This window comes from Tsuneonella sp. HG222, from assembly GCF_053819185.1.
Map to the genome: position 1 here is coordinate 1,687,157 of NZ_JBSOQZ010000001.1, position 11,911 is coordinate 1,699,067.

General features: G+C 68.0%; 14 protein-coding genes. 6 read left to right on the forward strand and 8 right to left on the reverse strand.

The genetic code is table 11. From position 1 onward, the window contains the following. Window positions 1–10: 10 nt before the first annotated feature. Entirely contained in the window at window positions 11–331 is a 321-nt protein-coding gene (locus tag ACWPMZ_RS08620; RefSeq protein ID WP_455703596.1) for a hypothetical protein, read from the reverse strand. A 57-nt stretch (window positions 332–388) separates the two neighbouring features. Next, on the reverse strand, window positions 389–1,840 hold the full coding sequence (guaB, locus tag ACWPMZ_RS08625) for an IMP dehydrogenase (RefSeq protein WP_455703597.1): 1,452 nt from the start codon (window positions 1,838–1,840) through the stop codon (window positions 389–391). A 106-nt stretch (window positions 1,841–1,946) separates the two neighbouring features. On the opposite strand from guaB, the gene ACWPMZ_RS08630 reads away from it, so the two are divergent. Beyond that, a complete protein-coding gene (locus tag ACWPMZ_RS08630) occupies window positions 1,947–2,294 on the forward strand; it encodes a DUF2200 domain-containing protein (RefSeq protein WP_455703598.1) in 348 nt (115 codons plus the stop codon). Window positions 2,295–2,302: 8 nt separating this feature from the next. On the opposite strand, the gene ACWPMZ_RS08635 is transcribed toward ACWPMZ_RS08630, so the two are convergent. After that, window positions 2,303–2,650, reverse strand: coding sequence for a hypothetical protein (locus tag ACWPMZ_RS08635; protein ID WP_455703599.1), 348 nt, complete (start codon window positions 2,648–2,650; stop codon window positions 2,303–2,305). Window positions 2,651–2,730: 80 nt separating this feature from the next. Then, window positions 2,731–3,486 (reverse strand): 3-hydroxybutyrate dehydrogenase, encoded by a 756-nt coding sequence (locus tag ACWPMZ_RS08640; RefSeq protein ID WP_455703600.1) that lies wholly within the window; start codon window positions 3,484–3,486, stop codon window positions 2,731–2,733. Window positions 3,487–3,578: 92 nt separating this feature from the next. Between ACWPMZ_RS08640 and ypfJ the strand changes: the two genes are divergently transcribed. After that, a complete protein-coding gene (ypfJ, locus tag ACWPMZ_RS08645) occupies window positions 3,579–4,427 on the forward strand; it encodes a KPN_02809 family neutral zinc metallopeptidase (RefSeq protein WP_455703601.1) in 849 nt (282 codons plus the stop codon). A gap of 99 nt (window positions 4,428–4,526) precedes the next feature. Here the strand turns inward: ypfJ and ACWPMZ_RS08650 are convergent, their stop codons facing one another. Together ACWPMZ_RS08650 and ACWPMZ_RS08655 are read right to left on the reverse strand one after the other, a co-directional pair. Continuing rightward, entirely contained in the window at window positions 4,527–6,122 is a 1,596-nt protein-coding gene (locus tag ACWPMZ_RS08650; RefSeq protein WP_455703602.1) for a M56 family metallopeptidase, read from the reverse strand. Then, window positions 6,119–6,508 carry a BlaI/MecI/CopY family transcriptional regulator gene (locus tag ACWPMZ_RS08655; protein WP_455703603.1) on the reverse strand — a complete coding sequence of 130 codons (390 nt, stop codon included), beginning with the start codon at window positions 6,506–6,508 and terminating at the stop codon, window positions 6,119–6,121. Before ACWPMZ_RS08655 ends, ACWPMZ_RS08650 begins: the two co-directional genes overlap by 4 nt. A gap of 114 nt (window positions 6,509–6,622) precedes the next feature. On the opposite strand from ACWPMZ_RS08655, the gene ACWPMZ_RS08660 reads away from it, so the two are divergent. From ACWPMZ_RS08660 to ACWPMZ_RS08675, 4 genes are all read left to right on the forward strand, one after another. Then, on the forward strand, window positions 6,623–7,789 hold the full coding sequence (locus ACWPMZ_RS08660) for an alpha-hydroxy acid oxidase (protein ID WP_455703604.1): 1,167 nt from the start codon (window positions 6,623–6,625) through the stop codon (window positions 7,787–7,789). Between the two features lie 13 nt (window positions 7,790–7,802). Further along, complete coding sequence (locus ACWPMZ_RS08665) at window positions 7,803–8,435, forward strand: peptidylprolyl isomerase (RefSeq protein ID WP_455703605.1); 633 nt, start codon at window positions 7,803–7,805, stop codon at window positions 8,433–8,435. Beyond that, on the forward strand, window positions 8,432–9,424 hold the full coding sequence (locus ACWPMZ_RS08670) for a winged helix-turn-helix domain-containing protein (RefSeq protein WP_455703606.1): 993 nt from the start codon (window positions 8,432–8,434) through the stop codon (window positions 9,422–9,424). The genes ACWPMZ_RS08665 and ACWPMZ_RS08670 overlap by 4 nt, the downstream gene beginning before the upstream one ends. An 89-nt stretch (window positions 9,425–9,513) precedes the next feature. After that, window positions 9,514–10,065: a hypothetical protein gene (locus ACWPMZ_RS08675; protein ID WP_455703607.1), complete on the forward strand. Its 552-nt coding sequence runs from the start codon at window positions 9,514–9,516 to the stop codon at window positions 10,063–10,065. On the opposite strand, the gene ACWPMZ_RS08680 is transcribed toward ACWPMZ_RS08675, so the two are convergent. Both ACWPMZ_RS08680 and ACWPMZ_RS08685 read right to left on the reverse strand, forming a co-directional pair. After that, the gene (locus ACWPMZ_RS08680) at window positions 10,062–10,925 is read right to left on the reverse strand and encodes a glycoside hydrolase (protein WP_455703608.1); all 864 of its coding nucleotides are present in this window, start codon (window positions 10,923–10,925) and stop codon (window positions 10,062–10,064) included. The genes ACWPMZ_RS08675 and ACWPMZ_RS08680 overlap by 4 nt on opposite strands. 2 nt (window positions 10,926–10,927) lie before the next feature. After that, on the reverse strand, window positions 10,928–11,887 hold the full coding sequence (locus ACWPMZ_RS08685) for a C13 family peptidase (protein ID WP_455703609.1): 960 nt from the start codon (window positions 11,885–11,887) through the stop codon (window positions 10,928–10,930). Window positions 11,888–11,911 lie beyond the last annotated feature (24 nt).

Consider the following 11,911-nt stretch of genomic DNA (forward strand, 5'->3'; position numbering starts at 1 on the left):
GGCGCCCGGATCAGACGGAGAAGAGCTGCTCGTCCCCCTCGCGCGGTTCGGCGTAGGCCGACGCCGGCAAGGGCTCGAAACCGGTTTCCTCGAGCGCGACGTTCGACAACCCGGCCAGCTTGAACTGGCCCAACCGCCGCTCGCTGTCGTCGCGCCAGGTCTTGGCGGTGTTCAGCGCGCTGATGAACAGGTCGCCGTGCCGGGCGAAAAGCTGGTGCGGCGCCAGGAGCATCCGGTTGCCGTTGTAGTCCACCGCCAGCAGACGCTTGCGGGCGATCGCTTCGATGCAGGTACGCTGGACGGCAGGATCTAATTCGGAAGAATTGTGCATTGCAGCATAATGGGAGCGCCGCGGCCGGTGCGCAAGCCCCCAGGCAGTCGGACCATCCTACCGCGTGGGGTAATTCGGCGCTTCCCGGGTGATGCTCACATCGTGGACATGGCTCTCGCTCAGGCCCGCGTTGGTGATGCGGATGAAGCGCGCTCCCCTCTGCAATTCCTCGATGCTGGCGCTGCCGGTGTAGCCCATCGCGGCCTTCACACCGCCGACCAGTTGGTGAACCACGTCGCGAGCCGAGCCCTTATAAGGCACCTGCCCCTCGATCCCTTCGGGCACCAGCTTCATCTGGTCCTTGATGTCCTGCTGAAAATAGCGGTCGGCGCTGCCGCGGGCCATTGCGCCCACGCTGCCCATGCCGCGGTACGACTTGTAAGCCCGGCCCTGGTAAAGGAAGGTGTCGCCCGGCGCTTCCTCGGTCCCGGCGAGCAGGCTGCCGACCATGACCGTGGAGGCCCCGGCCGCCAGGGCCTTGGCCGCGTCGCCGCTGGTGCGCAGGCCGCCGTCGGCGATGATCGGAACGCCGCCCGAAGCGGCCGCGCTCTCCATGATCGCGGTCAGCTGCGGCACGCCCACGCCCGCGACGATTCGCGTGGTGCAGATCGAACCCGGGCCGATGCCGACCTTGACCGCGTCCGCCCCGGCACCGACCAGCGCCCTGGTCGCCTCGGCCGTGGCGACGTTGCCGGCGACGATCTGGACCGAATTGGACAGCAGCTTGGCCCGTTCGACCGCGCGGGCGACTTCCTTGTTATGGCCATGCGCGGTGTCGATGATCACCACGTCGCACCCGGCATCGACCAGCGCCTCGGTCCGTTCGAAGCCCTTGTCGCCCACGGTGGTGGCGGCGGCCACGCGTAGCCGCCCCCCTGCGTCCTTGGTCGCATCGGGGTTGAGCACGGCCTTCTCGATATCCTTGACCGTGATCAGGCCGACGCACTTGAATGCGTCGTCCACCACCAGCAGTTTCTCGATCCGGCGCTGGTGGAGGATCCGGCGCGCTTCCTCCTGGCTGACGCCCTCGCTCACGGTGGCGAGGTTCTCGTGCGTCATCAGCTCCTTCACCGGCTGGTTGGGGTTCGCGGCGAAGCGCACGTCGCGGTTGGTCAGGATGCCGCACAGCTTGCCGCCGCCGTCGACCACGGGAATGCCGCTGATCGAATGGTGCGTCATCAGCGCCTGCGCCTGGCCCAGCGTGGCGTCGGGTTCGATGGTGATCGGGTTAACCACCATGCCGCTCTCGAAGCGCTTGACCCGGCGGACCGCGTCGCACTGTTCCTCGATCGTCAGATTGCGATGGAGCACGCCGATGCCGCCCAACTGCGCCATCACGATGGCCATGTCGGCCTCGGTCACCGTGTCCATCGCGGCCGAAAGCACGGGAATGTTGAGCGCGATCTCGCGCGTCAACTGCGTGCGGGTATTGGCCTGCGAAGGCAGAATGTCGCTCTCGCCCGGCCGGAGCAGGACGTCGTCGAAAGTGAGGCCGGTTTCGATTTCCATGGGGTGCCACCAAGTGTTGTGCGGTTCGATTCGTGGCGGCCCATGTAACCGCACTATGTTGCGCCTGCTAGGGGGGCGAGTAGGATAGCGGCAAAGGAGCCAACACATGCCGCGCATGTCGATACGCGAGATGAAGTTCGCGAAGATCTACCCGATGTACGTCCAGAAGGTGGAGCGGAAGGGCCGCACCAGGGCCGAACTGGACGAGGTGATCGGCTGGCTCACCGGTTTCGACGAGGCCGCCATGGCCGACCAGATCGCCCGGGAAACCACCTTCGAGACGTTCTTCGACGAGGCTTCGCTCAACCCGAATGCGGGCGAGATCAAGGGCGTGATCTGCGGCTACCGGGTGGAGGAGATCGAGGATCCGGTCGAACGCCAGGTGCGGATGCTCGACAAGGTCGTGGACGAGCTGGCCAAGGGGCGCAAGCTGGAGAAGATCAAGCGCGCCTGAGTGCCGGGTCAGTCCTCACGCCTGTCCGGCAGGTGGCGCAAGGCCTCGATCTCGCGCGCGGTTCGCTCGGCCGGGTCGGTCGCAATCGCTTCCAGGGTTCCCACGCGCTCTTGCAGCTTGGTCACCAGGCTGCGCAGGCGCTCGTTCTCCTCGTCTATGGACTTCAGCGTCTTGACCGGTTCGGACCGCGTATCGACGTAGAATTCGACGAAGCCGCACTCGCCGCACCGGCGGGAGAGCATGTCGGCCGTGTTGGACTTCAACGCGCCCATCACCGACTTCCAGAAGCCAGGCTCGCCATCCATCCATTTCACCCGGCCGCCGGTATCCGGCAGATAGAGATAGCCTTCGGTCATCCGTCCGCGGCATTTCGGGCAATCTGCCAAGTCGGCCTCCGTAGGTTGCTGTCCTAGTCCATCAACACACTAGGCAGGGACTACTTCGCCGTCCAGCCGCCATCCATCGAGTAGTTGGCGCCGGTGATGTTGCGCGCCTCGTCGCGGCAGAGGAACACGGCCAACGCGGCGACCTCCTCCGGCTGCACGAACTGCTTCGTCGGCTGGCCGGCCAGCAGCACATCGTTCATCACCTGCTCGCGGGTCATGCCGCGGGCCTTCATGGTGTCGGGGATCTGGTTTTCCACCAGCGGGGTCCAGACGTAACCGGGACTGATGCAGTTGGCGGTAATGCCGTGTTCGGCCAGCTCGAGCGCCAGCGTCTTGGTCAGGCCTGCAAGGCCGTGCTTGGCGGCAACGTAAGCCGCCTTGAACGGGCTTGCCGCCTTCGAGTGGGCGCTGGCGGTGCTGATGATCCGGCCCCAGCCTTTCGCTTTCATGTGCGGAACCCCGAGGCGGGCGGTGTGAAAGGCGCTCGACAGGTTGAGCGCGATGATCGCGTCCCACTTCTCCGGCGGGAAACTCTCCACCGGGCTGACGAACTGCATGCCGGCGTTGTTGACCAGCACATCGACCGGCCCGGCTGCGGCCATCAGCGCCTCGCAACCAGCGGTCGTCGTCAGGTCGGCGGCGACATGGCGGGCGCCCAATTCCTCGCACAACGCCGCGATCTCGCCCGCATCGCCAAAACCGTTGAGGACGATCTCGGCCCCTTCGGCGTGCAGAGCGCGGGCGATCGCGAGACCGATGCCAGAGGTGGAGCCGGTGACCAGGGCGCGCTTGCCGGACAGGAACATTCTCGACTCCGTGGAATTATCAGGTCAGGCTCTGGCAAGAGCGGCTGGGACCGGCAAGGTCCAGCCCTTTTGCGCATCACGGGGGAATTCGCATGAGGCTCAATCCGTTCAATGCCGACAACATCAGCGTGCGCGGCGGGGGCGGCGGCGGATTTCCCGGCGGCGCGGGCGGCGGCGTGGGCTGCGGCACGCTGGTCATCGCGGCGATCGCCTATTTCGTGTTCGGCGCCGACCCGATGTCGACCATCGGCACGGTCGAGAGCATGGGCCAGGGAGGCCAGGTCGAGCAAAGCGGATCGACCGACGTGCAGGCGCTGTGCACCGCCAACGAGTACGCGACAGAGAGCTGCAACGCCCTCTCCTCGCTCAACGACACCTGGGCGCCGATCTTCCAGCAGGCGAACATCCCGTTCGAGGGGCCGACACTCGTGTTTTACCAAGGCGGCACGCGCTCGGGCTGCGGCAGCGCGTCGTCGCAGATGGGTCCGTTCTACTGCCCGCAAGACATGGGCATCTACATCGATACCAGCTTCTACGACCAGATGGCCCAGCAGATGGGCGCGCGCGGCGACTTTGCCCGCTATTACGTCATGGCCCATGAGTACGGCCACCACATCCAGCGGCTGACCGGCGTGGCGCAGCAGGTGCAGAGCGCCATGCAGTCGAACCCGCGGCAGGCAAACCAGCTATCGGTGCGTCTGGAGTTGCAGGCCGACTGCTACGCAGGCGTCTGGGCGGGCAAGAACCGCAATCTGATCGAGCCGGGCGACCTGGAGGAAGGCATGAACGCCGCCACCGCGGTGGGCGACGACACGATCACGCAGGGGCGCGTCAGTTCGGAGAACTTCACCCACGGCACCGCCGCGCAGCGGCGGCAGGCGCTGGAGCTGGGCATCAACTCCGCCAACGACGTGCAGTGCGACCAGATCGTGCAGATGTAGCAATCGCACGCGCGAACGGCGGAAGCGCCCGCGCGCTCCCGCCGCCGTGGGGCACGATGCCGTAGCCGGGAGGAGGGAACTCTCCCGGCCAGCGGTGGGTCAGCCCTCCTTCTGCTCGATCCGCACGATCTCGGAATCCAGCTCGCGCAGCACCTCGTCGCGCACTTCGGGGCTCATGTCACGATTGTTGGCAATGGCGTTGCGCGCCTGGCGCAGGCCCATGGCAGCCCCCGCGACCATGTTGCGACGGCAGATGACGATGCGCTTGCGGCCGTCCTCGTCGGTCCAGCTGCGGCTGCCCTCGCCGCCCGCCTTGTCGCAGTTGGCCTCGACCAGCGGCATGTGCTTGTCGATGTCGGCGAAGCGCAGCGCTAGCTGACGGTGCCGTTCACCCAGCGCCTCGCCGCGCTTGGCCAGTTCCTCGCCGCGCAGGGCCAGCAGTTCGCCGCGCTTGGCGAGATCGGCGAATTCGCGATCGCCCACCTTGGCCATCATGTCGTCGAGCTTCTTGCGCTGCTCGTCTGACAGCGGCTTGTCGCCGCTCCATTCGAACACCTGCACTTCGCCATCGGCGATATCGGGGCGCCGGATGCGCACGATCCGCTTGCCGCCCGGTTCGTCGGCGGCGGCAGCGGCGGCATCATCTCCCGTCGGGTGCTCGCCGCCCTTGCGCTCGAACCTGAACACGCGGACCTGCTTTTCGGCCGCCTCCGCCTCGCCCGAAGGGGCTGCCGCCGAGGGTGGCATCTCCGCCTCGGCAACCTCGCCCTGGGCGTAGCTGACCGACGCGGTGAGCGGCAGCGCCACGGCGGCCGCTCCGAACAAGGCGCGGCCCAGCCAGCGGCGGCGCATGGAAACATCAGACATCGAAAGACTCCTCAAACGGTGGATTATCGATTTCTCGCCGATTATCGGGCAGGCCATCGGGGCGGCGAGTGCGAGGCGGGGCCCGGCGGCGAAGCCGGTGATCAGGCGGGCGTAGGCGACCCGCTCGCTGGCATCGCGCCCTTCGAGCACGCGGGCGTCGCAGGCAGCTTCCTGGTCGCGACGCATGGCCCGCCAGCCGGCCCAGGCCAGCGGATTGAACCAGTGCATCGCAAGCAGGGGCTGCGCGGCGAAGTTGGCGAGGATGTCGCGCCCGCGGTGATGCGCCAGCTCATGGGCGATGGCGAGGTCGCGCGCGGTGCGGTCCTCCATCGCCATGAAGCGCGGCGGCAGGGCGACGACCTTGTCTACCACCCCGAACGCCACCGGCGAGGCGATCGCAGGCGTTTCGACCAGCCGCACGCGGCCCGCCTCGCCCACCGGCTTCGCCATGGCCAGGAGGTCGCGGCGCATCCGGTGATAGCTCGCGATCCGCCAGGAAAGGAGGAGTACTGCCCCGGCGATCCAGACGGGCAGTACAAAGTCCATCCAGCTCCAGACCGGCTCGGCCGGGACCGCGAGAAGCATCGCTGCATCGGCTGCGGAGGAGGCACCGGACGCATAGGCAAGCGCCGGATCCGCGGCCGGCGTCTGCGGCGCGAGGCTCGCGGGCAGGACGATCGGCGGCAGCACGAAGCGCAGCAGCGGAAGCGCCCACAGCGCATAGGCCATGCCCGGCCCGAAGGCGCGGCCCACCGGGCGGCGCAGCACCAGCACCGCGCCGATCAGCAGGCCGGTGTAGAGCGCGGTGTCGATCAGCCAGCCGGTCACTTGCGCAACTCCCGGATGAGCCTCTCGATCTCGTCGAGATCCTCGTCGGACAGCCCTTCCGCTTCGGCCAGGTGGACCAGCAAGGGCGCGGCACGGCCGCCGAACAGGCGGTCGACCAGCCGGCGGGATTCGCCGCCGACGTAATCGGCGCGCTCGACCAGCGGGGAATAGAGGAACCGGCGGCCGTCGGGCTTGGCATCGATCGCCTGCTTGGCGACAAGACGGCTGAGCAGCGTCTTGACGGTTGCCAGGCTCCAGCCGCGATCCTCGCAGACCTCGTCGCACACCTCGGTCGCGGTGCGCGGGTGCTTGCGCCACAGCGCCTCCATCACCGCGTGTTCGGCATCGCTGATCCGTTCGCCCGGATCGCCTTCTGGTTTCGCCACGGCGAACCTCCCTCAATCTGTCCCTGGCACTTACGATTACGTTTGTAATCTGAATTCTGGATGAATGCGGCGCGCCGGCTTGCGTGGCGGAGATGCTGCGGTAAGGATCGCGCCATGCAGATCGGCACGGTCAAGTCGCTGGGCGATGTCCGCAATATCGCGGATTTCCGCGAGCTTGCCCGGCGCCGCCTGCCCTTCCCTGTGTTCCACTACATCGACGGCGGCGGCGACGACGAGCGGACCAAGGACCGCAACACCGCCGCCTTCGACGATGTGGATCTGGTGCCCGACGTGCTGGTCAACGTCGAATCGCTCGATACTTCCGTCGAGATCATGGGCCGCAAGAGTGCGCTGCCGCTGATGCTCAGCCCCACCGCGCTGCAACGCCTGTTTCACTGGCACGGAGAGCGGGCGGTGGCGGCCGTGGCCGAAAAGTACGGGCTGTGGTTCGGCATCTCCAGCCTCTCGACCGTGGGCATGGAGGAAATAGGCGCGCACTATTCCGGGCCCAAGATGCTGCAGTACTACTACCACAAGGATCGGGGGCTGAATGCTGCGCTGGTCGAAATGGCGAAGGAGGCCAGGTTCGACGCCATCGCGCTGACCGTGGACACCATCGTGGGCGGCAACCGCGAACGCTGCGCCCGCACCGGCTTCGCCAGCCCGCCGCGCTTCACGCCCGCGAACATGCTCAGCTATGCGACGAAGCCCCGCTGGGCGCTCGACTACCTGCTGCGCGAGAAGTTCTCGTTGCCAAACCTCGAACGCCACGTGGCCGAGGGGACGCGCACCTCGAAATCGATCCAGTCCTACTTCAGCGAGATGCTCGACCAGACGATGGACTGGACGGCGGCCGAGAAGCTGCGGTCCGATTGGGGCGGCAAGTTCGCGCTGAAGGGCGTCATGTCAGTCGGCGACGCGCGCCGCGCGGCCGACATGGGGTGCGACGCGATCTTCGTTTCCAACCACGGCGGCCGCCAGCTCGACGGGGCGCGCGCGCCGTTCGACCAGCTGGCCGAGATCGTCGACGCGGTCGGCGACCGGATGCAGGTCATCCTCGACGGCGGCGTGCGGCGCGGCACGCATGTCCTCAAGGCTTTGAGCCTGGGTGCGACGGCGGTTTCGGGCGGCAGGCTCTATCTCTACGCGCTCGCCGCCGGGGGCCAGGCCGGGGTCGACAAGGCCATCGGCATCCTGTCGGACGAGATCGTGCGCGACATGAAGCTGATGGGCAAGACCAGCGTCGGCCAGCTCACCCGCGACAACCTGCGCTTTCGCTGACTATCCTGCCGTCATGTTCAAACGATTCGGCTTCGCCCTCGCCCCGCTGCTTGCCCTGTCCGCCGTGGCGCCCGCCACCGCGCAAGAGGCCCCACCCAGAACCGACCTGGTGGTGCTCGAAACGGAGATGGGGCCGATCAAGGTCGCGATCGAAAGCGAACGCGCCCCCAAGACCGCGGCGAATTTCCTGCGCTACGTCGACGAGAAGCGGTTCGACGGCGTGGCGTTCTACCGCGCGATGAGCCTCGACTGGGGCAAGCAGCCCAACGGGCTGGTGCAGGCCGGCGCGCAGATGGACCCCAAGCGCATCCTTCCCCCCGTCGCCCACGAGCCGACCAACGTGACCGGAGTGAAGCACCGCGAAGGCACGCTGTCGATGGCGCGTTACGAGCCCGGCACGGCGACCGGCGACTTCTCGATCATGCTGTCGGACGACATGAACGGGCTCGACGCCAATCCCGCCGGTGAGACCGAAGATGCCAAGGCCGGCTATGCCGCCTTCGGCCACGTCGTCGAAGGCATGGAGGTCGTGCGGGCGATTTTCGCCTCTCCCACGGACCCGGAAAAGGGCGAAGGCTGGATGAAAGGGCAGATGCTCGCGAAGCCGGTCAAGGTGCTGCGGGCCCGCCGCGTTGCGGGGGAATGACCGGCGGCGTCTACAGCTTCGGGCCGTTCACGCTCGATACCGGTGAACGCCGGCTGCTGCGCGACGGCGAGCCGGTCGAGGTGACGGCGCGCTATTTCGACGCGCTGGTTCTGCTGGTGGGCGAAGGCGGCCGGCTGATCAGCAAGGAGCGTTTCCACGAGGAAGTGTGGCACGGCATTCCGGTGACCGACGAGGCGCTGACCCAGTGCGTGCGCACCTTGCGCCGCGCGCTGGGTGACGACGCGGCCACCCCGCGCTTCATCGAAACCGTGCCGCGCCACGGCTATCGTTTCGTGGCGCCGATCGACGCCCGGCCCGAGGCGGCCGCGACAATGCGCCGCGCGTCCGGCGTCCTGCCCGACATCGCGGCCGCAGCGCTGGGTGGCGGACTGGCGGGAATCGTCGGGGCGCTGGGCTATCTCACGCTCGGCCTCGCAGGTCCCGGCATCGGCACCGCGTCAACGCTGCTGGTGCTGCTCAGCGTCAACTTGCTGCTTGGCGTCGTTGCCGGGGCGGCGGTCGGCGCGGGCATCGCCGCGCTGGGCGACCGGGGCGCGTGGAGCATCGCCGGCGGCGCGCTCGGCGGATTGGTGATCGGCGCGGTCGGCCGCATGGTCGGGACCGACCTGTTCCAGTTGTTTTTCGGCCGCGCGCCCGATGCGGCCACCGGGGCGTGGGAAGGCCTCGTCCTGGGCACAGCGGCCGGCACAGGGGTCTGGCTCTCATCGCGCCTGAATGCTCGCCCTGCTCCCTGGCGGATGGCCCCGGGATTCATCGCAGGCGCGCTTGCCGGGCTCGTCCTTATCGCCACCTCCGGCCGCCTGATGGTCGGCAGCCTGGTGGCGATGGCGCACCAGTTTCCCGACGGACGCCTGCGGTTCGACGCGCTGTCGCCCGGCCTCGTTGCTGCCGCGACGATTGCCGAGGCCGCGCTGTTCGCCGGTGGGGTATGCGCTGCCATCGTGCTCGGGCGCCGCATGCGCGGCTAAGCCATTCCTCAGGCATCCCTCATCCATCGCTCATGACCCGGCACTGCGCCCGCGGGCATGGTGCCGGCTCCACGGATGAGGAACGAGAGATGGTTTCCAACAAGGACATGAGCGCGCGCTCGACCCGTTACCTGCGGATCGCCGGCTGGTCGCTCGTCGCGCTGGTGCTCGGCGGCCACGCGGCCGCCATGGCGCTGGGCGTCGAAGGGGTGAACTGGAGCGCCGGCGATTTCGTCTTCGCCGCGGTGGTCTTCGGGATAGTCGGGGGGCTGTTCGAGATCGCGGCGCGGGCGAGCAGCAACCTGGCCTATCGCATCGGCACGCTCGTCGCGGTCGCCTGCGGCTTCGTCCAGATCTGGGTGAACCTCGCCGTCGGGATTATCGGCAACGAGGATAACCCCGCCAACTGGACCTATTTCGCGGTCGTCCTCATCGCTGCTGGCGGGGCCATCGTGGCGCAGGGCAGCGCCAGGCTGCTCGTGCGGGCCATGTATGTCGCTGCCGGCGCGCAGGCGCTATTTTCGGTCCTCCACGCGATCGACGGGACACCCACGCCGATCATCGACGCCTTCCTGTGCCTGCTGTGGATCGGCGCGGCGCGGCTGTTCGCACGGACGGACCGGCAGATCCTGGCCGCCTAGCACTCCTCTGCGGTGTTGACCGGGACCGGACCGGGCGGGACGCGCGCCGGGTGGTTCGCGAAAGGATCGCCCGGCAGAACGTGCCGGTTGCCATACGCCCGCGCCAGCACCGCATGAAGCGGCGGATCGTAGGCCGCCAGATCGCGATCGGACAGCACCTGCCGCCCCTGCATGACCGCCAGCTTGTTGGAGTTAAACCAGAACTGCGTCCCTTCGGCCCAGTATTCGTGGACCGTGGTCAGCGCGTATTCGTCCTTCCAGCGCCCCTGCGCCCGGGCCGCTTCATAAGCCGCTTCGACGGCGCGGTAGAGGTCGGGATCGGCGATCTCGATGGCGTAGAGCACGTCGTGGGCGAACTCATGGACGAAGATCGTCTCGCCGTACCAGCGCGAGGTTTCGCGGCCCATCAGGTCCTCTTCCGCTCCGCTGGTCAGCTTGCCGGCCATGCCGCGCGCGCGCGCATCCCAGTATTGCCGGTCGGTCAAGCTCCCGATCCGCTCTGCATAATGCTTGCGTTCGCAGCGGGTCAGCCGCGGATCGTCCTCGCCCGGCTTGGTCCAATGGGCCTGTTCCGGCAGGTCGAGCACGCCCTCGCTCTCGGCCAGCACGGCAACGCGATATCCCTCGCGCGCCAGGGTGGCGCGCAGGTCCGGCCGGTGCGCCAGCATCCCGTCGATCAGGCCCTTCGCGCGGACCAGCGCCGCGTCCGGCACGCGCGCCGAGGAGACGAGCGGGATGCCGCCGACGTCCAGATATTTGGTGTAGAACGGGTCGAGCCGGAGCCCTTCGGGTGGCGCCGCGGGGACGGTCGCGCACGCGGCGAGCAGGGCCGCAAGGGGCAGGAACGCCGCGCTACGCATGGTCAGCGCTTGAAGGAATCGATCGAGGGCGTGCCCACCGGAGCGGTCGCGGCCTTTGGCGTCCGCGCCTCGAGCGCGGGGAGCCAGTTGGCCACCAGGTCGCCGATCACCACCTGCGGCTGCGAGGGTTCGAGGCGGTAGATGCCTTCCCAGCCCGAGATCATTCGTGTCGCTTCGGTCGAGGCCGTGCTGAACGAAGCGGGCTTGCGCAGAGCATTGTTGATCAGCGCGTCGCCGAAGAACGTCCAGTCGTTGTCCGCCTGGCAGCCGAACGAGGTCTTGTCGGATGCCGCCGCCGTGACCAGCGCGGTATCGCGGCCTGCGATATAGGGTACGAACACGCCGGTATAGCAGGCGCTCAGCATGATGATCCGGCGGTTGATGCCCAGTTCGCTCAGCACGCTGCCGAGCCGGAAGGGGGAGAGCACGCCGTAACCGGTGTCGCCTTCGTGATAGGCCAGCCCTTCCGGCGCGCCGTGGCTGGTGGTGTAGAGGACCAGCACGTCCTCGGCCGGGTCCATCAGCTCAGCCACGCGGGCCAGCACCACAGTCAGCGAGCCGATCGAGCCGCGCGGAAATTCTCCGCTGCGCCCGTCTGGCCCCGCCAGCGTCACCGCGCGTCCCTTGGCATCGTAACGCCGTTCGAGCACCCTGCCCGCCTCACGTGCCTCGCGCGCGAAGACCGGGTCGCTGTCGAGCGCCACGCTGACGACATAGGCGTCGACCGTGCCCTTGCGCTGGGGCTGCAGCGCATCGAGCGCCTTTTGCAGCTTGCGCCGGTCGGACAGCATTTCCTTGGCCGACCGCCCGCGCTGCAGTTCCGGCCCGAGCGCGTAGCTGGCCGAGACCATGCCGGGCGTATTGCCGGTGCCGAGCGAGGGCCAGGGCGAGGTATGGGGCGGCGGATGGACCGGCTCTGCCGCGTCCTGCGCGTGGGCGAGAGCGGACAGCGCCAGGGCCATCGCACCCGCCACAGCATGAGGAAT